Below are 17,315 nucleotides of genomic sequence, written 5' to 3' on the forward strand. Positions count from 1 at the left end.
CATTCCCGCTGCTATAGTGCACCGCAACAAGGTTGGAGAAGGGCTCCAGACCTTGTCAGAATCCGCAACCAAATGAGGTTTTAGCCATGAGCAACCCAACGATCAATCAGGTCAACGAGCAGTTCGAGAAGTTCTTTGGCGGCCCCGCTCGCGCCTTTGCCGAGCTGTCCATCAACCACGTGGAGGCGCTGGTGAACAGCCAGGTCGCGGCCAGCCAGGCCTACACCGATCTCGGCATCCAGCAGGTCCGCAAGGCCCTTGAGATAAAGGCGCCCCAGGACGTGCAGGGCTACGTCCAGGGCCAGCAGGAAGTGGCCAAGGAACTCGGCGAGCGCATGAAGGGCGACGCGCAGAACGTGATCGAGCTCAACCGCAAGTTCGCTGAAGAAGCGAAGAAGCTGAGCCAGCAGAACGTGCAGGCTGTCTCCGAGGCCGCCAGCAACGCCAAGTAAAGGGACTGCGCCCCTGACCCGAGCTTCGGCACGATCAGGGCAGGTTTCGCCAACGACCGCCAGGCCTCTCTAGAGGGACCTGGCGGTTTTTGTTGGCGGCTGAGACCGCAAGGCGCGCTTGCGGCGGATCGTTTAATCTCGGTCGGGGTCATGCCGCCACCTCGGAGGCGCACCGGTCTTTCGGCACCGCCCATATTTGCGAAGGGTCCGCTGGCGACGACACGCGTATTGCTGTGGTTTGTCTCTCCGCTGTTGCGCATTTGCCTCCTACACTGATATGAGAGCATCGGCAACGCGTCTATTATTTCCATGCCACCGCCGCGGGACGAGGAAACCCGCCAGAAGGTTCAGAATGGAATTGGAATGGCGCAGGCGGGTCGCCCGCGCTTTGCCTGGCCACCGTGTGAACGGCCACGCAGCGACCGCAGACGTATGAGACGTGTTAATAGGCCCTACGGCAACGCTAAGGAGTAACCCGATGTCGGATGAACTTGAACTGGTATCGATCACCAAGAGCTTTGGCGGTTGGCTCAAGCGTTACGCGCATCAATCCCGGGTGCTGAACTGTGAGATGACCTTCGCCATCTACTTGCCGCCCCAGGCGCAGGACGTCACGGTGCCGTTGCTATGGTGGCTCTCCGGGCTCACCTGCACGGATGAGAATTTCATGCAGAAGGCCGGTGCCCATCGCGTCGCTGCGGAGCTGGGCATGGCGATCGTCTGCCCGGACACGAGCCCTCGCGGAACCGACCTGCCAGGCGAGCACGACAGCTACGACTTCGGCTCCGGCGCAGGGTTTTACGTGAACGCGACACGCTCCCCCTGGAGTGAGCACTACCAGATGTACGACTACGTGACCTGGGAGCTGCCCGTGCTGTTGCAAGAGACCTTCCCGCTCAATGGCCGGCAATCCATTAGCGGCCATTCCATGGGCGGTCACGGCGCGCTCATCTGTGCCTTGAAAAATGGGGGGCTCTACCAGTCCGTCTCGGCCTTCGCGCCGATGACGAACCCCGTGAACTGTCCCTGGGGCGAATGGGCCTTCAGTGGGTATCTTGGCGACGACCGGAAGGCGTGGAAAGAGTGGGATGCCACTGAACTCATCCGTGCTCGTGGGTGCCAGTTCGAAATTCTGGTGGACCAGGGTGACGCCGACAACTTCTACCACGACGGCCAGCTGCGCCCGGAGGCGCTGGAGAAGGCGTGCAAGTCGGCGGGCGTGCCGCTGATTCTGCGTTACCAGCCCGGATACGATCATTCCTACTTCTTTATTGCCACGTTTATCGAAGAGCATATGCGCTATCACGCGAACCATCTGCGGCTTGAGTGACGCACCCGGGTCAGGCGCGAGGTGCTTGGCTCTTGACCCGGTCAATGAGTGCATAGAAGCGCCGTTGTACCACAAGTGTCTAGTCGCAATGTGAATAGACGCACTCTTCGGTGTTGGATACGGCATCCCCATTGAACCGGGATGGTGTGCCGTTGGCCGGGTCAGCCGGAATTTACTAGCGATAAGGCGCTGAAGTCATTCCGCAGCACGGCTGTTCAGGAACGTTTCGGCGCTTTCTTGCTTGCGGCTGATGCCGCAGGGTATTGTGCATCATAGGCGTTGCATTGCCGCCTTATCCGCGCCCGTCGACGGGTCGCCGTCAACAAGAAATCTTAAATAATGTGGAAGGTGTCTATGGAAATGCCTATCCCCACCCTAGTTACGTTTGCTGCTTACCTGGTTGCGATGCTGGCGCTCGGCTACGCCGCCTACAAAATGACGAGCAACCTCTCCGACTATGTCCTTGGCGGGCGCAGCCTGGGGCCCGGTGTCGCGGCACTCAGCGCCGGTGCCTCCGACATGAGTGGCTGGTTGTTGTTGGGCTTGCCGGGCGCAATTTATGTGGCCGGGTTAAGTGAACTCTGGATTGGCGTCGGGCTGGTCGTCGGCGCGTTTCTCAACTGGGTGTTCGTTGCCAAGCCGTTGCGCCGGGCCACCGCCATGGCGAAAGACTCCTTGACGATCCCGGATTTTCTGGAAAACCGGTTTGGTGACGGTACCCACGTGCTACGGATCATCTCGGCGACGGTTATCCTGATCTTCTTCACCCTGTACATCTCGGCGGGTCTCGTGGGCGGCGGCCTGCTGTTCCAGAGTACCTTCGGCATGGATTACACCACCGCGCTCATCGTCGGTGCTGTGGTCATCGTCTCTTACACGTTCCTCGGCGGCTTCCTGGCGGTTAGCTGGACTGACTTCGTCCAGGGCATACTCATGTTCCTCACGCTATTGATCGTGCCCATGTTCGTCGTGGTCTTGGTGGGCGGCTGGGGGAGTGCCCAGGCGCAGATTAGCGCCGTTGATCCGAGCCACACGGCGGTACTGGCAGGCATGAGCTTCCTTGGCATGATATCGCTGTTGGCCTGGGGCCTGGGGTATTTCGGTCAACCGCACATACTCGCCCGTTTCATGGCGATGCGCTCCGAGAACGACGTCCCGAGGGCGACGCTGATCGGCATGACCTGGATGATTCTGGCTTTGATCGGTGCGGTGGCCACGGGCTATCTCGGCATCGCGTATTTCGCCGACGCCCCTGTCGCGGAAAGCGAAACCATTCTTATCGAACTGATCCGGGCCCTGTTCAACCCCTGGGTGGCCGGCGTGCTGATGGCCGCAATCCTGGCAGCCATCATGAGCACCATCGATTCCCAGCTGTTGGTCTCCGCCAGCGCGCTGACCAACGACTTCTACAAGGGCATGCTGCGACCTGAGGCGTCGGACCAGGAATTGGTCTGGGTCGGCCGGGCAGCGGTCGTGGTGGTGTCGGTCGTGGCGCTGTTTCTCGCCCTAAACCCCGAAGCCGGTGTGCTCGATCTTGTGGCCTACGCCTGGGGTGGTTTTGGCGCTGCCTTTGGGCCGCTGATTATCCTCTCCCTGTACTGGTCACGGATGACGCGCAACGGCGCGCTGGCCGGGATGGTCGTGGGTGCCGTGACGGTGATTGTCTGGAATCAACTCTCCGGTGGGCTGTTCGACGTCTACGAAATCCTGCCGGGGTTCATTTTCGCCTGGATTGCCATCGTGGTGGTCAGCCTGATGAGCAACGAGCCGTCATCGGAGATCAGCGAGCAATTCGCGGCAACGCGGCGGTAACGGCACAGGACCAAGGGCGGCTGTGTTAAGCCGCCCCTGGATTGTTGATTGGCCGGGTCATGATGTGAGACGAACAGGCGTCAGCGTGCAGGCAACGCATGGTCCGCGCGTCTTCCACTGCCTGTGCGAATTTCGCAACGAGTGATTTTGAGTTAGCCTGCAGCGTTTGCGTCCCCGTTGTAGGCGGTAGAGTCGTTTGTGCGGCTACAGACGAATGCCCAGAGGAGGAGTCATGCAAAGTAGCGTTGACGAGCTTGTGGAAGCCCTGCGGCAAGAGATCCCGAGTGCTCGTTTGAGTCGGGATCCGCTGCGCACGCTTGCCTACGGGACCGATGCCAGTTTTTATCGGATGATTCCCAAGCTGGTTGTGCATGTGGAGACCGAGCGCGAGGTGCGGCTGACGCTTGCCGAATGCGCGCGCCGGGGTCTTCCGGTGACCTTCCGGGCGGCCGGGACGTCGTTATCGGGGCAGGCGGTCACGGATTCTGTGCTGATCAAGCTGGGCCGGAGCTGGCGGGGTCACCAGGTGATCGAGGATGGGGCGGCGATTCGGCTCGATCCGGGCGTGGTGGGTGCGCGTGCCAATCAGGTTCTGGCGCCCTATGGTCGCAAAATCGGTCCGGATCCGGCGTCCATTGGTGCGTGCATGGTGGGGGGGATTGCCGCGAACAATGCCTCGGGGATGTGCTGTGGCACCGCGCAGAATAGTTACCGCACGGTGCGTGACATCCGCGTGGTGCTCGCAGACGGCACGGTGTTGGAGACCTCGGATGGGCGCAGTGTGGAGGCGTTTCGCCGGGACAAGGCAGAGCTGCTCGAGGGGCTGGAGCGTTTGGGCCGGGAGACGCGCGCGAACGCGGAGCTTGCGGCGAAGATTCGCCACAAGTACCGGCTCAAGAACACCATCGGCTATGCGCTCAACAGTCTGGTGGATTTCGAGGACGGCATTGAGATCCTCAAGCACCTGATGATTGGCTCCGAGGGGACGCTGGGGTTTTTGAGCTCGATCACCTACGACACGGTGCCCGATGAGGCGCATAAGGCGGCGGCGCTGGTGTTGTTTCCCGACATGGGGGCGGCGTGCCGGGCGACGGCGGCGTTGAAAGCGCTGCGGGACACCCCGGTGGCCGCCGTTGAGCTCATGGATCGGGCGGCGCTGCGCTCGGTGGAGGACACGCCGGGGATGGGCGATACGCTCAAGTCCATCCCGCAGGAGGCGGCGGCGCTGCTCATTGATGTTCGTGCCGATGACGAGGCGACGCTTGGGGCGCGCATTGAGGCGGCGACCGCCGCTCTGTCGGGCATTGAGCGGGTCCAGCCTGTGGAGTTCGCCCGGGACGCGGCGACCTATGGGCTGTACTGGACCATTCGCAAGGGGATGTTTCCGGCGGTGGGTGCGGTGCGTGAGACCGGGACGACGGTGGTGATCGAGGACGTCGCCTTTCCCATGGAGCGCCTGGAGGCGGGGGTGAAGGAGCTGATCGCCATGCTCGATCGCCACGGCTACGACAACGCCATCCTCTTCGGTCACGCCCTGGAGGGTAACCTGCACTTCGTCTTCCCGCAGGGATTCGATGCCCCCGGCGAGGTGGAGCGCTACCAGGGGATGATGGATGAGCTCGCGCACCTCGTGGGTGTGAAGTACGACGGCTCGCTCAAGGGGGAGCACGGCACGGGGCGTAATATGGCGCCGTATGTGGAGCTCGAGTGGGGGGCCGAGGCCTATGCGCTGATGTGGGCGATCAAGGCGTTGTTCGACCCGCAGGGGCTGCTCAACCCCGAGGTGGTGCTCAGCCGCAACCCCACCATCCATCTGGAGAACTTAAAGCCGCTGCCGGCGGCCGATGCGCTGGTGGACAAGTGCATCGAGTGTGGGTTCTGCGAGCCGATCTGCCCCTCGCGGGATCTGACCCTGACGCCGCGCCAGCGCATTGTGATTCGCCGCGAGATCGCGCGCCTGGAGCGCAGCGGTGACGATCCGCAGCGCCTGCGTGCGCTGTGGGACAGTTATGCCTACGACGGCCTGGAGACCTGTGCGGCGACCGGGCTGTGTGCGCTGCCCTGTCCTGTGGGCATCAATACCGGCGATCTGGTGCGCAAGCTGCGCCACGCGCGCAACACGCGCATGGCCGGGGTGTCGCGGTTCGCCGGTCGGCACTTCGCGGGCATGACGGCCACGGCGCGGGGGCTGCTGCGCACCACCGACCTGGTGCACCGGGTGATTGGCACCGGCGCCATGGGGCGCATTACAGGGATCTCGCGGCGGATCACCGGTGGGCGCCTGCCGCTGTGGCTGTCCTCAACACCCGGTGCGCCCGCCATGGGCGTTCTCAAGCAGCGCTCTGCCCCCGGTGGCGGCGATGAGGCGCCAACGCTCGTCTACCTGCCTGCGTGCGCGACACGCATGTTCGGCGCCTCGCGCCAGGAGCCCGATCAGCGCTCGACCATGGAGCTCACCCTGGCGGTGCTGGAGAAGGCGGGCTACCGGGTGGTGCTCCCCGAGGGGATCAACAGCCAATGCTGCGGCATGGCGTTCGAATCCAAGGGGCAGTTCGAGGAGGCGGAGCGCAAGGCCGCCGAGCTCGATCGGGCCTTGCTGGCTGCCACGCAGCAGGGACGCTACCCGGTGGTGTGTGACACCAGCCCCTGCACCCTGCGCATGCAGCACGCCCTTAGCGACGTGCTCGATCTCTATGAGCCCGTGCGGTTTTTGCACGATCACGCCTTGCCGCGGCTCTCCATCACGCCCAAGCGCGAGCCCATTGCGGTGCACATCACGTGCTCGAGCACGCGCATGGGGCTGTCGCAGCAGTTTCTCGCCGTCGTGAACGCCTGTGCCAGCAACGTGGTGGTGCCCAGTGGTATCAACTGCTGCGGCTTCGCCGGTGACAAGGGGTTCAGCACGCCGGAGCTCAACGCCTCCGCCGTGGCGGGCCTGGCGGAGCAGGTTAGTGGCTGCGCCGCGGGCTATTCCAACTCCAGGACCTGCGAGCTTGGATTGACCGCCCACAGCGGGATCCCGTACCGCTCCATCATGGCACTGGTCGATGAGGTCAGTCAGCCGGCGCAAGTTGGCGCATCCAAAACGGCATGACTTGACCGCCGTCCGTCCCTGATCTGTACATACCGAAAAAGAAGTAATAGGCTTCGCCAAAGTCAATAAACGTTCTCGCAGCCGGATTGCTGGGGATGGGAATCATCGTTGGCGGACTGAACTTCTGGTATGCGCTGTGGATTCTATTCGTGGTTTTGTGCCTTGGTATTATGGTCATCAACAAGGGCGAACCGCGCGCCGCCACAGTAACCTGACCTTCCGCTAAGCGGCGTCAGTCGAAGGAACCCGTGGCCTTGAGCCGCGGGTTTTTCCCACCTTCACTTGATCACAAAGCCCTGACCCTCAAGCTCGACAAGTTTCAAGGACGGCTTTATTGTCGAGATCGGTGCCGGTCAGGAAGTCGCGTGGCGTATGTTCAACGTCGACGCCGCCGCGGGTACGATCGCCAAGACCATGTCGGCCTGCAACATGGTGCAACATGGCGGTCATCGACGCCATCCACGGCGACGTTGACCGCAACCTGAGCCGGGCACGCTTGCTGCATTCCGCGTATCGTTCACGGGAGGGACAGGTCTGGACACCATCGAGAAAACAAATTGCCGGCTTGAATACGATGCGGAGGGGATCGCGTGGCTGGAGCTGGATGTGGCCGGGGCGGTGACCAACACCGTCCCGTACGGTGTGCTCCGGGAGCTCTCTACGCTATTGCGTAAAATCACGGGTCGTGTCGGACTGCGTGGTCTCGTCATCCGCTCGGCGAAACCAGCAGGTTTTGTCGCGGGCGCGAGCCCCGAGGAGCTCGGACGACTGCATGATGTGAACCATGTCGAGAAGCTCATCCACCTGGGGCAGGAGGTGACCGCCCAGATCGCGTCACTCCCCGTTCCGTCTGTGGCGCTGATCCACGGCCATTGCCTGGGTAGCGGTCTGGAGCTCGCCCTGGCATGCCGTTATCGCGTTGCGGATGAGAGCCCGGGGACCAGCCTAGGGTTCCCTGATGTACACCTTGGGCTGCACCCCTGTTATGGGGCGACAGCGCGTCTGCCCTCGACCGTGGGATCTTGGCGCGCGCTCAAGCTACTCACATCGGGGCGGTCCATTGACCCGTCCAAGGCGGTACGGTATGGCCTGATCGATGCCGTGGTCCCCAGGGAAGAGCTGGCATCCAAGGCGCGGGACCTGATCGGGCGCGATCCCGGTCGTCACCGACCGCCATGGTGGTCGCGCTTGGCTCGCTTGGGGCCGATCAGGTGGCTGGTGTACGAGTATTTCGACAGTCAGTTGCAACGTGAAGGGCGCCCCGAGAATTTCCCGGCCACCTACGCCATGCTCCGGTTGTGGCGGCAGGCTGCAGGCCTGAGGATGCGGGAGCGCCTCGAGGCAGAGCGGTCCTCCCTGCTGGAGCATATCCAACAACCCAGTGCCTTGAACCTGGTTCGCGCCTTTCTGCTACAGGACCGCCTCAAGCGTGATGCCCGCGCCCTGGACGTCAACACCCCCGAACGGGTGCATATCATTGGGGCCGGTGCGATCGGTAGCGGTCTCGCGGCTCTGATGGCCATCCACGGCCGGCAGGTGACGTTAGTCGACCACCGCGAAGAAGCTTTGGCTGCCGCCGGAAAGCGTGCCGAGCGCCTGTTTGAGCAACGGCTTGGGGCTGCACAATTGGTCGCCGATGCCCGCGCGCGAATCACTCATGCCCCGGAGCCCGCCGGGCTCGCAGACGCGGATTTTATCATCGAAGCCATTAATGAAGACCTGGAGGCCAAGTCGCGCCTGTACGAATCCATTGAGCCGCAAGTGGGCGACGAGGTCGTCATCGCCAGCACCTCCTCAACGCTGCTGGTGGAGGATTTTTGCCAGGGACGGAGCGTTCCCGGGCGTTTCATCGGCTTGCACTGCTTGCATCCGGTGGAGCGCATCTCTCTGGTGGAAGTTGTACAAGGCCGTGACAGCTCAGACGAGGCCATCGCCTTTGGTCAGGCGCTGAGTGCGGCCATGGATAAGGTCCCCCTGCGCGTTCGCAGCGGCCCCGGGCTCCTTGTGAATCGATTGCAGCTCCCCTATATGCTCAAGGGTGCGGAGATCTATGAGCGGCCTCGACGCGAACTGATCGACGCCGCGGCCATGGACTTCGGCATGCCAATCGGACCGCTGGAGCTCGCCGACGCCATGGGCCTGGATGTGTGCCTGGCGCTGGCTCAGCGGCTCGGAAAGCCGGTGCCCGAGAATTTGCGCAGCCTCGTTGACGCCGGCCACTTCGGCCTGCGCACCGGCAAAGGCTTTCATGACTGGAAGCGTGGCCGCCGTGTCACCGCCAGTGTACCGCCGGGGGAGCACCAGTTCGAAGAGCTGGCGCGCGAGTTGGTGAACCCGCTCGTGGAAGAGGCTGTCCGGTGCAGAGATGAAGGCGTGGTTGCCGATGGCGACCTGGTGGATGTGGGCGCCCTTTTCGGCGCTGGTTTCCCGGCCTACACGGGTGGGCCGTTGATGCTCCTTCAGGAGTGGGGCTGGTCGCTCGCGCCCCCCGCTCAGCCTCGCCGCCGCCGTAACACGCTCTAGCCGTTCGCAGGAGGCGAGAAAGGCATGGAGCGGTGCTCCCTCGTGCCTATTTCACCGTGAGTACGCTGCCCTCGAACAATTGTTGCACTTTGTGCGAGACACTGCCCATCATCAGGCCCTTCAGCTCACCCAGTCCTCTGGAACCCATGACGATGAGATCGGCCCGATGGGCCTTTGCCGCATCCAGGATAACCTGCGCAGCCTCCCCGCCGTGGTAGGAGGTCGCGGCGTTGTTGACGCCGGCATCCGTGGCCTTGCGCTTGGCCTTTTCCAGGAGGTTTTCGGCGATGTCCTTGAGCACCGCTGCGGGCACCTGGTAGTCGACCGAAGCACCGCCCAAGCTCATGGGCGGCATTTTCGGAACGGGTTTTGAGGAGAGCTTCTCCAGTTCCGGAGGGAGTTTCCCTTGCGGCAAGGCATGGGTAATAGCCAGGTCGGCGTTGAGTCGGCTGGCGATGTCCGCCGCCATGGCGACCGCCTTATCGGCATGACGAGAGCCGTCGACGGCAACGAGAATCCGCTTGATCATGGCGTTTCTCCTTCTTCGGATTGTTGCGAGAATAACCCGTGGGGACCAACCGTCTGTTGATCTGTATCAAGCGAGCATAACATAGGTGTCGCGAGGCGGCCGCGGATGGAGCACGTGCCTCAGGCGTCCAGCAGCAGGGCGAGGAGTATCAGCCAAAACACGAGCGTCATCCCGGAGACGGCCCAGGTGATGGGCATGAAACCCGGTTTCTCGGTGAACCGCAGCAGCAGCAGCTGCTTGGCGTCGTAAGCCTTGATGCCGTCCCTGCCGCCCTTGTAGTGCTGGTGGAGGTCCGCCTCGGAGAGTGTCGGCATTTGCGTGATGAGCCCATGCAGGGTGTCCAGGGCGGTTGCCGAAAAGGCCGGGGGTGTCAGCTGATAGGCCGCCTCGCCATCCCGTGCCGCCACGTGGAACACCAAGGCGCCGGCTGTTCTTGAAATACGCACCAGGTCTGCGGGCGCGCCGGTGGGAATCTCGCCATTTTCGAAGCGACCAGTCACTCTCAGGGTGCCGCCAACGGCGGGTTTTTCCAAACGAACCCCCCGTGGGCCGCCGTAACGCGCCTTGATGACCGCCACGGTCATGATCAGTGCCGCGATCAGAGCCAGGGTAAGCCAACCGGGAAGGCCGAGGTGCAGAATGCCAAAGCCGACAAGCAGCGTGATGCTGAACCCAATGGCGGTGGTAAGAATGTTCACCGCTGGGCGGTGCAGGGTGCCTTCGGCCACGAGCAACGTTCGGCGCAAATCCTGTTCTCCTGGTGTTGTGAGCCCGTCAATGGAGGTCCCGTTCCCCGGAGTCGGTCTGCCGCGGGGAGCGACTGTAATGCGGCCCATACTCGGGATCCGGCGCTGTCACTGCAAGCAGGTCCGCCACTGTTGCGTTCGCAGCGGTCAGCTGTGCACCAAGGTGCTGAAAGATCTCGCCACAGACCACTGCATCCCCGCGGGCGTTGTGCCGGTCGCGTACGTCGATGCCGCACGCCCTCGCCACCTGATCCAGGGAGAAATAGCCGCGCCGCCCGCTCCAGGCCTGGAACAGGACCATGGTATTGAGCGCCGGGAACGGCAGGCGGCAGTGTAAGTGACGCAGGGTGGCTCGGTTGAGAAACCGCAAGTCGAAGCCCACGTGGTGGCCAACGATCAGACCGCCATCCAGAAACTCCACCACGTTGTCGAGAATACGCTCCGGGGAGGGTGCGTCGGCGACATCGGCGTCGGTGAGGCCGTGAATCGCCGTGGCGCGCGCCGGGATCGGCCGTCCTGGGTGAATCATTGAACACAACTCCCGACCCGTCGGCTCCAGCCCACGGTATTCCAGCATGGCGATCTCCACCAGCGCGTCCCCGGCGAACGGCTCCAAGCCGGTGGTCTCGGTGTCCAGAATGACTACCCGGGCTTGGTTCAGCCGCGTCGCGAGCAGGCGCGTGGCATCAAAGCCCTGGCAACGGCGGAAGTTGGCGCTGCGGCGCTGCGAGTGGAACGGTTGCAGGCGCCGGCGTACGTTTGCGCCCACCAACTCGGAGAGTTCCCGCAGCTCCAGGGCGAGGCGGCGAAATGACATACCACCTCAGTGCATGACCATGCCAAAAGTGTATTGCAGACGCTCGCGCATGCGGCGTGTGGCGCGCAGGAAAATGCGCAGGTGCTCGCGGTCATCGCTGGACAGCCGGTCCATGCGCACTAGCGGATCCGGTGTCTCGCCCCGTTCGACCTGGTCAAGCTGGTGCACCAACAACAGGTCCTGCAGCCCCTCGAAGGCGATGCGCATGCTTTCGCTGAACTCGGAATCAAACACCCCAAGCCGCCGGAGGGAAGCCAGGCGCTCGATCGTCTTGCAGCGGCTGATGCCTTCCTTCAGTGCGAATACCCGCATGCCATCGACCAGAATGCGAAGCCCGGTGCGTTTGATGTCGATCACTTGGCTGCCGCGATGGGTCGTTGTCACCAGCCGGTTGAAGAAGCCCAGTGGCTGGGCGATCTTGGCATCGTCGCTGACCATCATCCGGAACAGCATCTTCCCGCGATCGTCGGCCAGCTGTTGGTTTAGATGGGTTCGCAGCTGTGAGGTGAGGTTATCGTCACCATAGAGCGTCGCAAAATCGAGGATGATGTTGGCACGCCGCGCTTCATTTCTGCCGGGTTCGCTGATTAGCCGGTCGAGCTTGCCTTTCCAAGACGTGAGGGTGCGCCGGTACTCCGCATTGCGAGCCATGACATCACCCGGGCAGATCCGGTAGCCGATCTGGTCCAAGGCCGGGTTCAAGCGCTCGGAGAAGTCCTGGAACCAAGCCAAGCCCTTGGCATCCACCCAGTCGTCGATGATGAGGCCATTGTCCTGGTCCGGGCGCAGCAGCATCTCGCCGCGCCCGCCGGAGCCCATGACGATCACCGCAAACCGTGCCGGGGGCCGGCCCAAGCCTTCACGATACATGGTATCGACAATCAGCTCGATCAGCCGATGCTGCAGGGCCAAATGCATTTCCGTGAGCGCCCGCACCGCAGTCGCAGCGCTTCGGTGGGCCTCATGCACAGCGCCGGCGGCGACGGGAATCTTGCGCCGCAGCTGAACCAGCGTGTCGATGTCCGGTGCCGCCTTGATTTCACTCTCAAGGGTGTAGGGCGGCCTGGACAAGGCCTCAATCAGCCCTGTTTTCGAGATCAAACCAACGGGACTGTTGGCATGGTCAACCACGACCACTTCGTGCACCCCGTGGCGGCGCTGCAATTCCTCCACCTGCCAAAGTGGCGTCTCTGGCGTCACGGTGTAGGCCGGTTCCGATGGCAGTGAATAAACGAGATCCGATGGCTTGGCGCCACCGGTGGCAAGCACGCTCAGCAGACTGGTGGGTGTGACCAGGCCGGTCAACCGCCCCTGATCGTCCACCAGGCCGAGGCTGCTGATGTTGCGCGCTGCCAGCATGCGCGCTGCGTCCGCTACCGTATCGCCGGCGCGGCAGGTGGGTAGCCCGCTGCCCATGAACTGCTTGACGGGGCGGGCGAGGGTGCCACGAACGGTCTCCCTGACCTGGCGGGCCTTGCGCATGCGTGAGGCGAGGGCCCGGTTGATCGCCTCGAAGAAGGCGGTCGATTCCTGCTCGAGCCGGTGCACCGTTGCCCCGGGCAGCGCCAACAGGCGGCAGTCGGTCACCGCCTGGGCGGTGGAGCGGTAATGGTCGCTGTCGAGATAACTGGCCAGGCCGATGAGATCCCCGGACTCCGCAGTGCGTGTGGCACCATTGGCTGACGTCTGCTCCAGATGCCCGTCCAGGTGGATAAAAATGCATTTGCGATAGGCGTCGCCGGCACGAAACAGATAGCGCCCCGCCTGCAGGCGTATCTCCTCGCCCGCCGAGAGCATCGCATCGATCGTCTCGGGTTCGAGCGCCCGCCAAAGGGGGGCTTCAGCGATGCGTTGGTGATCGGAGCTCCTGGGTAAGACGTCGTTCATTCCGTTGGTTCCGTTCTCGGAAGGTCCTTGGGAAACGCCGCAAATTTACCCCTCGGCGGGTCACGCGTGTTTTGAGCGTGGTTCAGCGCTTCCGTCACGCTGTGAAATTAACATAAAAAAAGCCCCGCGCGTGCGGGGCTTTCGCGTTACCACGCCGAGCGGGCCGTCACGCGGCGCCAGGGCGGTAGGCGGGTGCCTCCTTGGCCATGGCGTAAAGGGTGCATCCGGCCATCACGAGCAAGACCAGGGCGAACGGGAAGCCCAACGCAATGGCCCCCGCCTGCAAGGCCGCGATACCGCCGCTTAGCAGCAGGGCAATTGCCACCAGACCCTCGAAGATCGCCCAGAAGGAGCGCTGCACGACCGGTGCGTCGGTCTTGCCGCCAGCACTGATGGTGTCGATGACCAACGAGCCGGAATCTGATGAGGTAACGAAGAAGATCATCACCAGGAAGATGGCCAGCGACGACGTCAGGAACGCCAGTGGCAGGCCTTCCAGCATGCCGAACAGGACCATGGTGTCGTCATAGGTCTCGACCACATACTGGTACACCCCTTGGAAGTCGTCCACCAGGTATTGCTCGATGGCGTAGCCGCCCATGATGTTCATCCACAGCACAGTGGCAACCACCGGCACGATCAGAACACAGGTGATGAACTCGCGCACCGTACGGCCATAGGAGACTCGGGCGATGAACATGCCCACAAACGGTGCCCAGGAGATCCACCACGCCCAGTAGAACACCGTCCAGCCGTGCAGGAAGCCTTCGTCCTCCCGACCAATGGGGTTACTCAGCGGCACGACGTGGGCCAGGTAATGCCAGATACTCGCGGCACTGTTCGCCAGAATGCTAACGGTGGAGCCTGCCACCAGCACGAACACGCCGAGCAATGCGAACAGGATCATGTTCAGGGCACTGAGGCGCCGCACACCGCCGTGGATGCCCAGGAGAATGGAGACCAAGGCAACGGCGGTGATGAGTAAAATGAGTGTCACCACGGTGAGGTCGCCCTCCGGAACCCCCCAGACATGGGCCATGCCGGCCGCCGCCTGTTCCGCGCCAAGGCCGAGCGACGTTGCCAGACCGAACATGGTGGCGAACACGGCCAGGATATCGATCACATGGCCAAACCAGCCCCAGACCCGGTCGCCCAGGATCGGGAAGAATGCCGAGCGGATGGTCAGCGGCAGGCCGTAGTTAAAGCTGAAGAAGGCGAGCGAGACTGCCACGACGCCATAGATGGCCCAAGGGTGCAGGCCCCAGTGGAAGATGGTGGCAGCCATTGCCAGGCCGCGCATGCCTTCTTCACCGGCGCCTTCTGCGCCAAGAGGCGGGTTAAAGAAGTGGAAGAACGGTTCCAGCACGCCGAAGAACATCAGCCCGATGCCCATGCCGGCGGCGAAGAGCATGCCGAACCACGCCAACCGCGTGAACTCCGGCTTGGCCGATTTCCCGCCAAGACGGATACGGCCCATTGGGGTCACCAGCAGGATGAGGCAAAAGAGGACGAAGAGATTCGCCGCACCCATATAAACCCAGTCGAATGTGCTCTCGAGATACCCTCTTAGGCCGGAGAGCGCCTCGTTCGCCCGGTCCGGGAAAACCATTGCAAATGCGACAGCAAGGACAATGCCAACGGCTGTGATGAAGAACACCGGGTTGTGGAGTTCAAGACCAAGCGGGCGGACGTTGTCCTGTCCAACCTCGTAGTCTGTTTCCACAACCGGGCTATAGTCGTCCGGATTCTCATTTTGATCAGCCACGACTGACCCCCCAGTGGTTGGTGCACGCTTCTGTCGTCACCTCGAGGTAGTCTATCGCCCTCGACAGAAGGGAATGCGTTTAATAGATGGTGCGACATCATTCCGTTGATCGACACCCTTTTGTAGTGTGATCGTTTGTGCACTCTTACTGTGATTCATCCCGACCTCCTGGTCAAATGGCATGCCGCACAGGGCCTCGACATGCAACAAACGTGGGCGACCGGAAGCGAAGTCCATGGCAGTTAACGTAGAGAGTAAGGAGCACTTGACGTGACAGCACCCACTGACCCCGTCCTGATCCTCAGATTGAATTGCGCCGATCGACCCGGCATCTTTGCCGCAGTGTCAACCCTGATAGCCACGCACGGCGGCAACATTCTCGAAAGTTCCCAGTTCAACGATGTGCTCACCGGTGAGTTTTTCATGCGCGTGCGCTTCACGTTCTCTGCACCGGATGAATTTGACGCCCTTTTTTCACCCTTTGCACAAAGGCAGGCCATGACCTGGGATGCCCGGCGCGAAGCGACGCGTGCGCGCGTATTGATCCTTGTCTCCGAGCTTGACCATTGTCTTGTGGATCTGTTGTACCTGTGGCGAACCGCATTCATTTCCATGGAGGTGGTCGGTGTGGTCTCCAACCATGACACGCTGCGCTCCCAGGTCGAAGCACACGGGCTGCCATTCCATCACTTGCCCGTGACGCCGGAGACAAAAGAGGAGCAGGAGGCGCGGCTATTCGGGCTGATCGAGAACACGGAGACGGATCTGGTCGTGCTTGCGCGGTATATGCAGATCCTCTCCAATGAGCTTGCCAGGCGTTTGTTTGGCCGGGCGATAAACATCCATCACTCGTTCCTGCCTGGGTTCAAGGGTGCGCGGCCTTATCACCAGGCGCATGCACGAGGGGTCAAGCTCATCGGCGCCACGGCCCATTACGTGACGGCAGATCTCGATGAAGGGCCGATCATCGAGCACGACGTCGAGCGGGTGACTCACGCGGACTCGCCCGAGAATTTCGCAGGCGAGGGCCGTTCGCTGGCTCGTGGAGCAGCGGGTGTTTCTGAACGGCGCAAAGACGGTCGTGTTCAGGTAGTCTTGTCGACGCCGCGGAGTGCGCCGCCGGACCCCGGGGTGTGTTGGAGCAGCATGTGCTGGGAGGGCAAACCTGGGTGAAGTTTCAGCGGATGCGAGCGTAGGGTGGGTTTGATGAAACGATTGATCCGTTGGTTACTGCCCGTCGTTATCCTGGGTGGGGCGGCGGGTATAGCCGCATTGCTGATTACCACCGGGCCGGAAGTCGTGGCGGAACCTGGCGAGGAGCGCGCCTGGCCCGTGGCAACCGTGTCTGTGGAGGTGGCTGCGCATCGGCCCCTGCTACGCCTCCAGGGCTTTCTCGAGTCGCCCCGCAGTGCCAACATGACAGCGGCGGTGGAAGGGGATGTTGCCGAGGTGCCCGCACAGGAAGGTAAGACCGTCTCTGCGGGGGACCCGCTGGTACGCCTGGACGACCAGGAGCTGCGGCTGACCCTCTCGGAGCGTGAGGCCGATGTCGCCGAACTGCGGAGCCAGCGAGGGGTCGAGGAGCAGCAGATCGAATTGGATCGCCAGGAGCTTGCCTGGGAGGAGGAACTGCAGGAGCTGCTGGAGCGCGAGGTGGCCCGTTTACAGGAGCTCTCTCGGGACCAGTATGCCACGCCGTCGCAGCTGGAGCAGGCCGAGCAGCAGCGCACGCGCCAGCGCCTGACGGTGGCGCAACGGCAGTTCGCGGTGGACACCGCTGCATCCCGCCTGGAGCAGTTGGACGCCAGACTGCAGCGCGCCAGGGCCCTGCGGGACCGCGCGGCGCTGGATCTCGCCCGCGCCGAGGTCCGCTCACCCTTCAGCGGCCGTGTCGCCGACGTGGCGGTGGCGCCCGGCGACCGGGTGCGCCCTGGCGAGCTGCTGATCACCCTGTACGACACCACGGCCCTGGAAATCCGCGCGACCGTGCCGCGCCAGGCGCTCTCGCCCCTGCGTCTGGCGCGTGCTGGGTCCGGGGTGGAGGCCAAGGCCACGGTGGACGGCGAGGTGGTTCCCGTGTCCCTGTCGCGGTTTTCCGGGCGGGCGGAGCGCGGACAGGGCGGCGTGGATGCACTGTTCCGCGTGCACGGGGGAGGCGAGGGCCTGGTGCTCGGTCGCTTCGCGACGATGGATGTGCTGCTGCCGCCGGAGCCGGACACGGTGCTGCTGCCCTTCGAGGCGCTCTACGATGCCGGGCGCATCTACCGCGTGCGCGATGAGCGCATGGAAGCGGTGGATGTGCAGCGGCTCGGCCAGGCACGGCAGGCGGATGGCCGTCGCGGTGTGCTGCTGCGCGCCCC

At 63.1% G+C, this 17,315-nt stretch carries 12 protein-coding genes and 1 pseudogene; 7 read left to right on the top strand and 6 right to left on the bottom strand.

Annotated features, from left to right (window positions below; genetic code table 11):
• Positions 1–86 precede the first annotated feature (86 nt).
• From QZT63_RS11850 to QZT63_RS11865, 4 genes are all read left to right on the top strand, one after another.
• Positions 87–452, top strand: a complete 366-nt coding sequence (locus QZT63_RS11850) for a phasin family protein (protein ID WP_290651441.1) — start codon at positions 87–89, stop codon at positions 450–452.
• A gap of 478 nt (positions 453–930) precedes the next feature.
• Positions 931–1,782, top strand: coding sequence for an S-formylglutathione hydrolase (gene fghA, locus QZT63_RS11855; protein ID WP_290651443.1), 852 nt, complete (start codon positions 931–933; stop codon positions 1,780–1,782).
• A gap of 348 nt (positions 1,783–2,130) precedes the next feature.
• Positions 2,131–3,594, top strand: a complete 1,464-nt coding sequence (gene putP, locus QZT63_RS11860; protein ID WP_290651464.1) for a sodium/proline symporter PutP — start codon at positions 2,131–2,133, stop codon at positions 3,592–3,594.
• Between the two features lie 232 nt (positions 3,595–3,826).
• On the top strand, positions 3,827–6,688 hold the full coding sequence (locus QZT63_RS11865; protein WP_290651445.1) for an FAD-binding and (Fe-S)-binding domain-containing protein: 2,862 nt from the start codon (positions 3,827–3,829) through the stop codon (positions 6,686–6,688).
• 303 nt (positions 6,689–6,991) lie between these two features.
• On the opposite strand, the gene QZT63_RS11870 is transcribed toward QZT63_RS11865, so the two are convergent.
• Positions 6,992–7,138, bottom strand: a complete 147-nt coding sequence (locus QZT63_RS11870; RefSeq protein ID WP_290651447.1) for a hypothetical protein — start codon at positions 7,136–7,138, stop codon at positions 6,992–6,994.
• A 168-nt stretch (positions 7,139–7,306) separates the two neighbouring features.
• Here QZT63_RS11870 and QZT63_RS11875 point away from each other — a divergent pair, with 168 nt between their 5' ends.
• Positions 7,307–9,211 (top strand): 3-hydroxyacyl-CoA dehydrogenase NAD-binding domain-containing protein, encoded by a 1,905-nt coding sequence (locus QZT63_RS11875; RefSeq protein WP_290651449.1) that lies wholly within the window; start codon positions 7,307–7,309, stop codon positions 9,209–9,211.
• Positions 9,212–9,257: 46 nt separating this feature from the next.
• On the opposite strand, the gene QZT63_RS11880 is transcribed toward QZT63_RS11875, so the two are convergent.
• From QZT63_RS11880 to QZT63_RS11900, 5 genes are all read right to left on the bottom strand, one after another.
• Positions 9,258–9,740 carry a universal stress protein gene (locus QZT63_RS11880; protein WP_290651451.1) on the bottom strand — a complete coding sequence of 161 codons (483 nt, stop codon included), beginning with the start codon at positions 9,738–9,740 and terminating at the stop codon, positions 9,258–9,260.
• Between the two features lie 119 nt (positions 9,741–9,859).
• Positions 9,860–10,486 (bottom strand): hypothetical protein, encoded by a 627-nt coding sequence (locus QZT63_RS11885; protein WP_290651453.1) that lies wholly within the window; start codon positions 10,484–10,486, stop codon positions 9,860–9,862.
• A 28-nt stretch (positions 10,487–10,514) separates the two neighbouring features.
• Positions 10,515–11,303, bottom strand: coding sequence for a 3'-5' exonuclease (locus QZT63_RS11890; protein WP_290651455.1), 789 nt, complete (start codon positions 11,301–11,303; stop codon positions 10,515–10,517).
• 6 nt (positions 11,304–11,309) lie between these two features.
• Positions 11,310–13,190, bottom strand: coding sequence for a putative nucleotidyltransferase substrate binding domain-containing protein (locus tag QZT63_RS11895; RefSeq protein WP_290651457.1), 1,881 nt, complete (start codon positions 13,188–13,190; stop codon positions 11,310–11,312).
• A 166-nt stretch (positions 13,191–13,356) separates the two neighbouring features.
• Positions 13,357–14,955 carry a BCCT family transporter gene (locus QZT63_RS11900; protein WP_290651459.1) on the bottom strand — a complete coding sequence of 533 codons (1,599 nt, stop codon included), beginning with the start codon at positions 14,953–14,955 and terminating at the stop codon, positions 13,357–13,359.
• Positions 14,956–15,249: 294 nt separating this feature from the next.
• Here QZT63_RS11900 and purU point away from each other — a divergent pair.
• Both purU and QZT63_RS11910 read left to right on the top strand, forming a co-directional pair.
• A pseudogene (gene purU / locus QZT63_RS11905) lies at positions 15,250–16,048 on the top strand (formyltetrahydrofolate deformylase).
• 113 nt (positions 16,049–16,161) lie between these two features.
• The coding region (locus QZT63_RS11910; RefSeq protein ID WP_290651463.1) for an HlyD family efflux transporter periplasmic adaptor subunit at positions 16,162–17,315 on the top strand (1,154 nt) is incomplete at its 3' end.

The organism is Aquisalimonas sp. (assembly GCF_007120195.1).
GTDB lineage: Bacteria > Pseudomonadota > Gammaproteobacteria > Nitrococcales > Aquisalimonadaceae > Aquisalimonas.

Bases quoted from the DNA above. Each gene is read 5' to 3' on its own strand.
- QZT63_RS11850 (WP_290651441.1), top strand. From the start codon at position 87: ATGAGCAACCCAACGATCAATCAGGTCAACGAGCAGTTCGAGAAGTTC.
- fghA (WP_290651443.1), top strand. From the start codon at position 931: ATGTCGGATGAACTTGAACTGGTATCGATCACCAAGAGCTTTGGCGGT.
- QZT63_RS11865 (WP_290651445.1), top strand. From the start codon at position 3,827: ATGCAAAGTAGCGTTGACGAGCTTGTGGAAGCCCTGCGGCAAGAGATC.
- QZT63_RS11870 (WP_290651447.1), bottom strand. From the start codon at position 7,138: ATGACCGCCATGTTGCACCATGTTGCAGGCCGACATGGTCTTGGCGAT.
- QZT63_RS11880 (WP_290651451.1), bottom strand. From the start codon at position 9,740: ATGATCAAGCGGATTCTCGTTGCCGTCGACGGCTCTCGTCATGCCGAT.
- QZT63_RS11890 (WP_290651455.1), bottom strand. From the start codon at position 11,303: ATGTCATTTCGCCGCCTCGCCCTGGAGCTGCGGGAACTCTCCGAGTTG.
- QZT63_RS11895 (WP_290651457.1), bottom strand. From the start codon at position 13,190: ATGAACGACGTCTTACCCAGGAGCTCCGATCACCAACGCATCGCTGAA.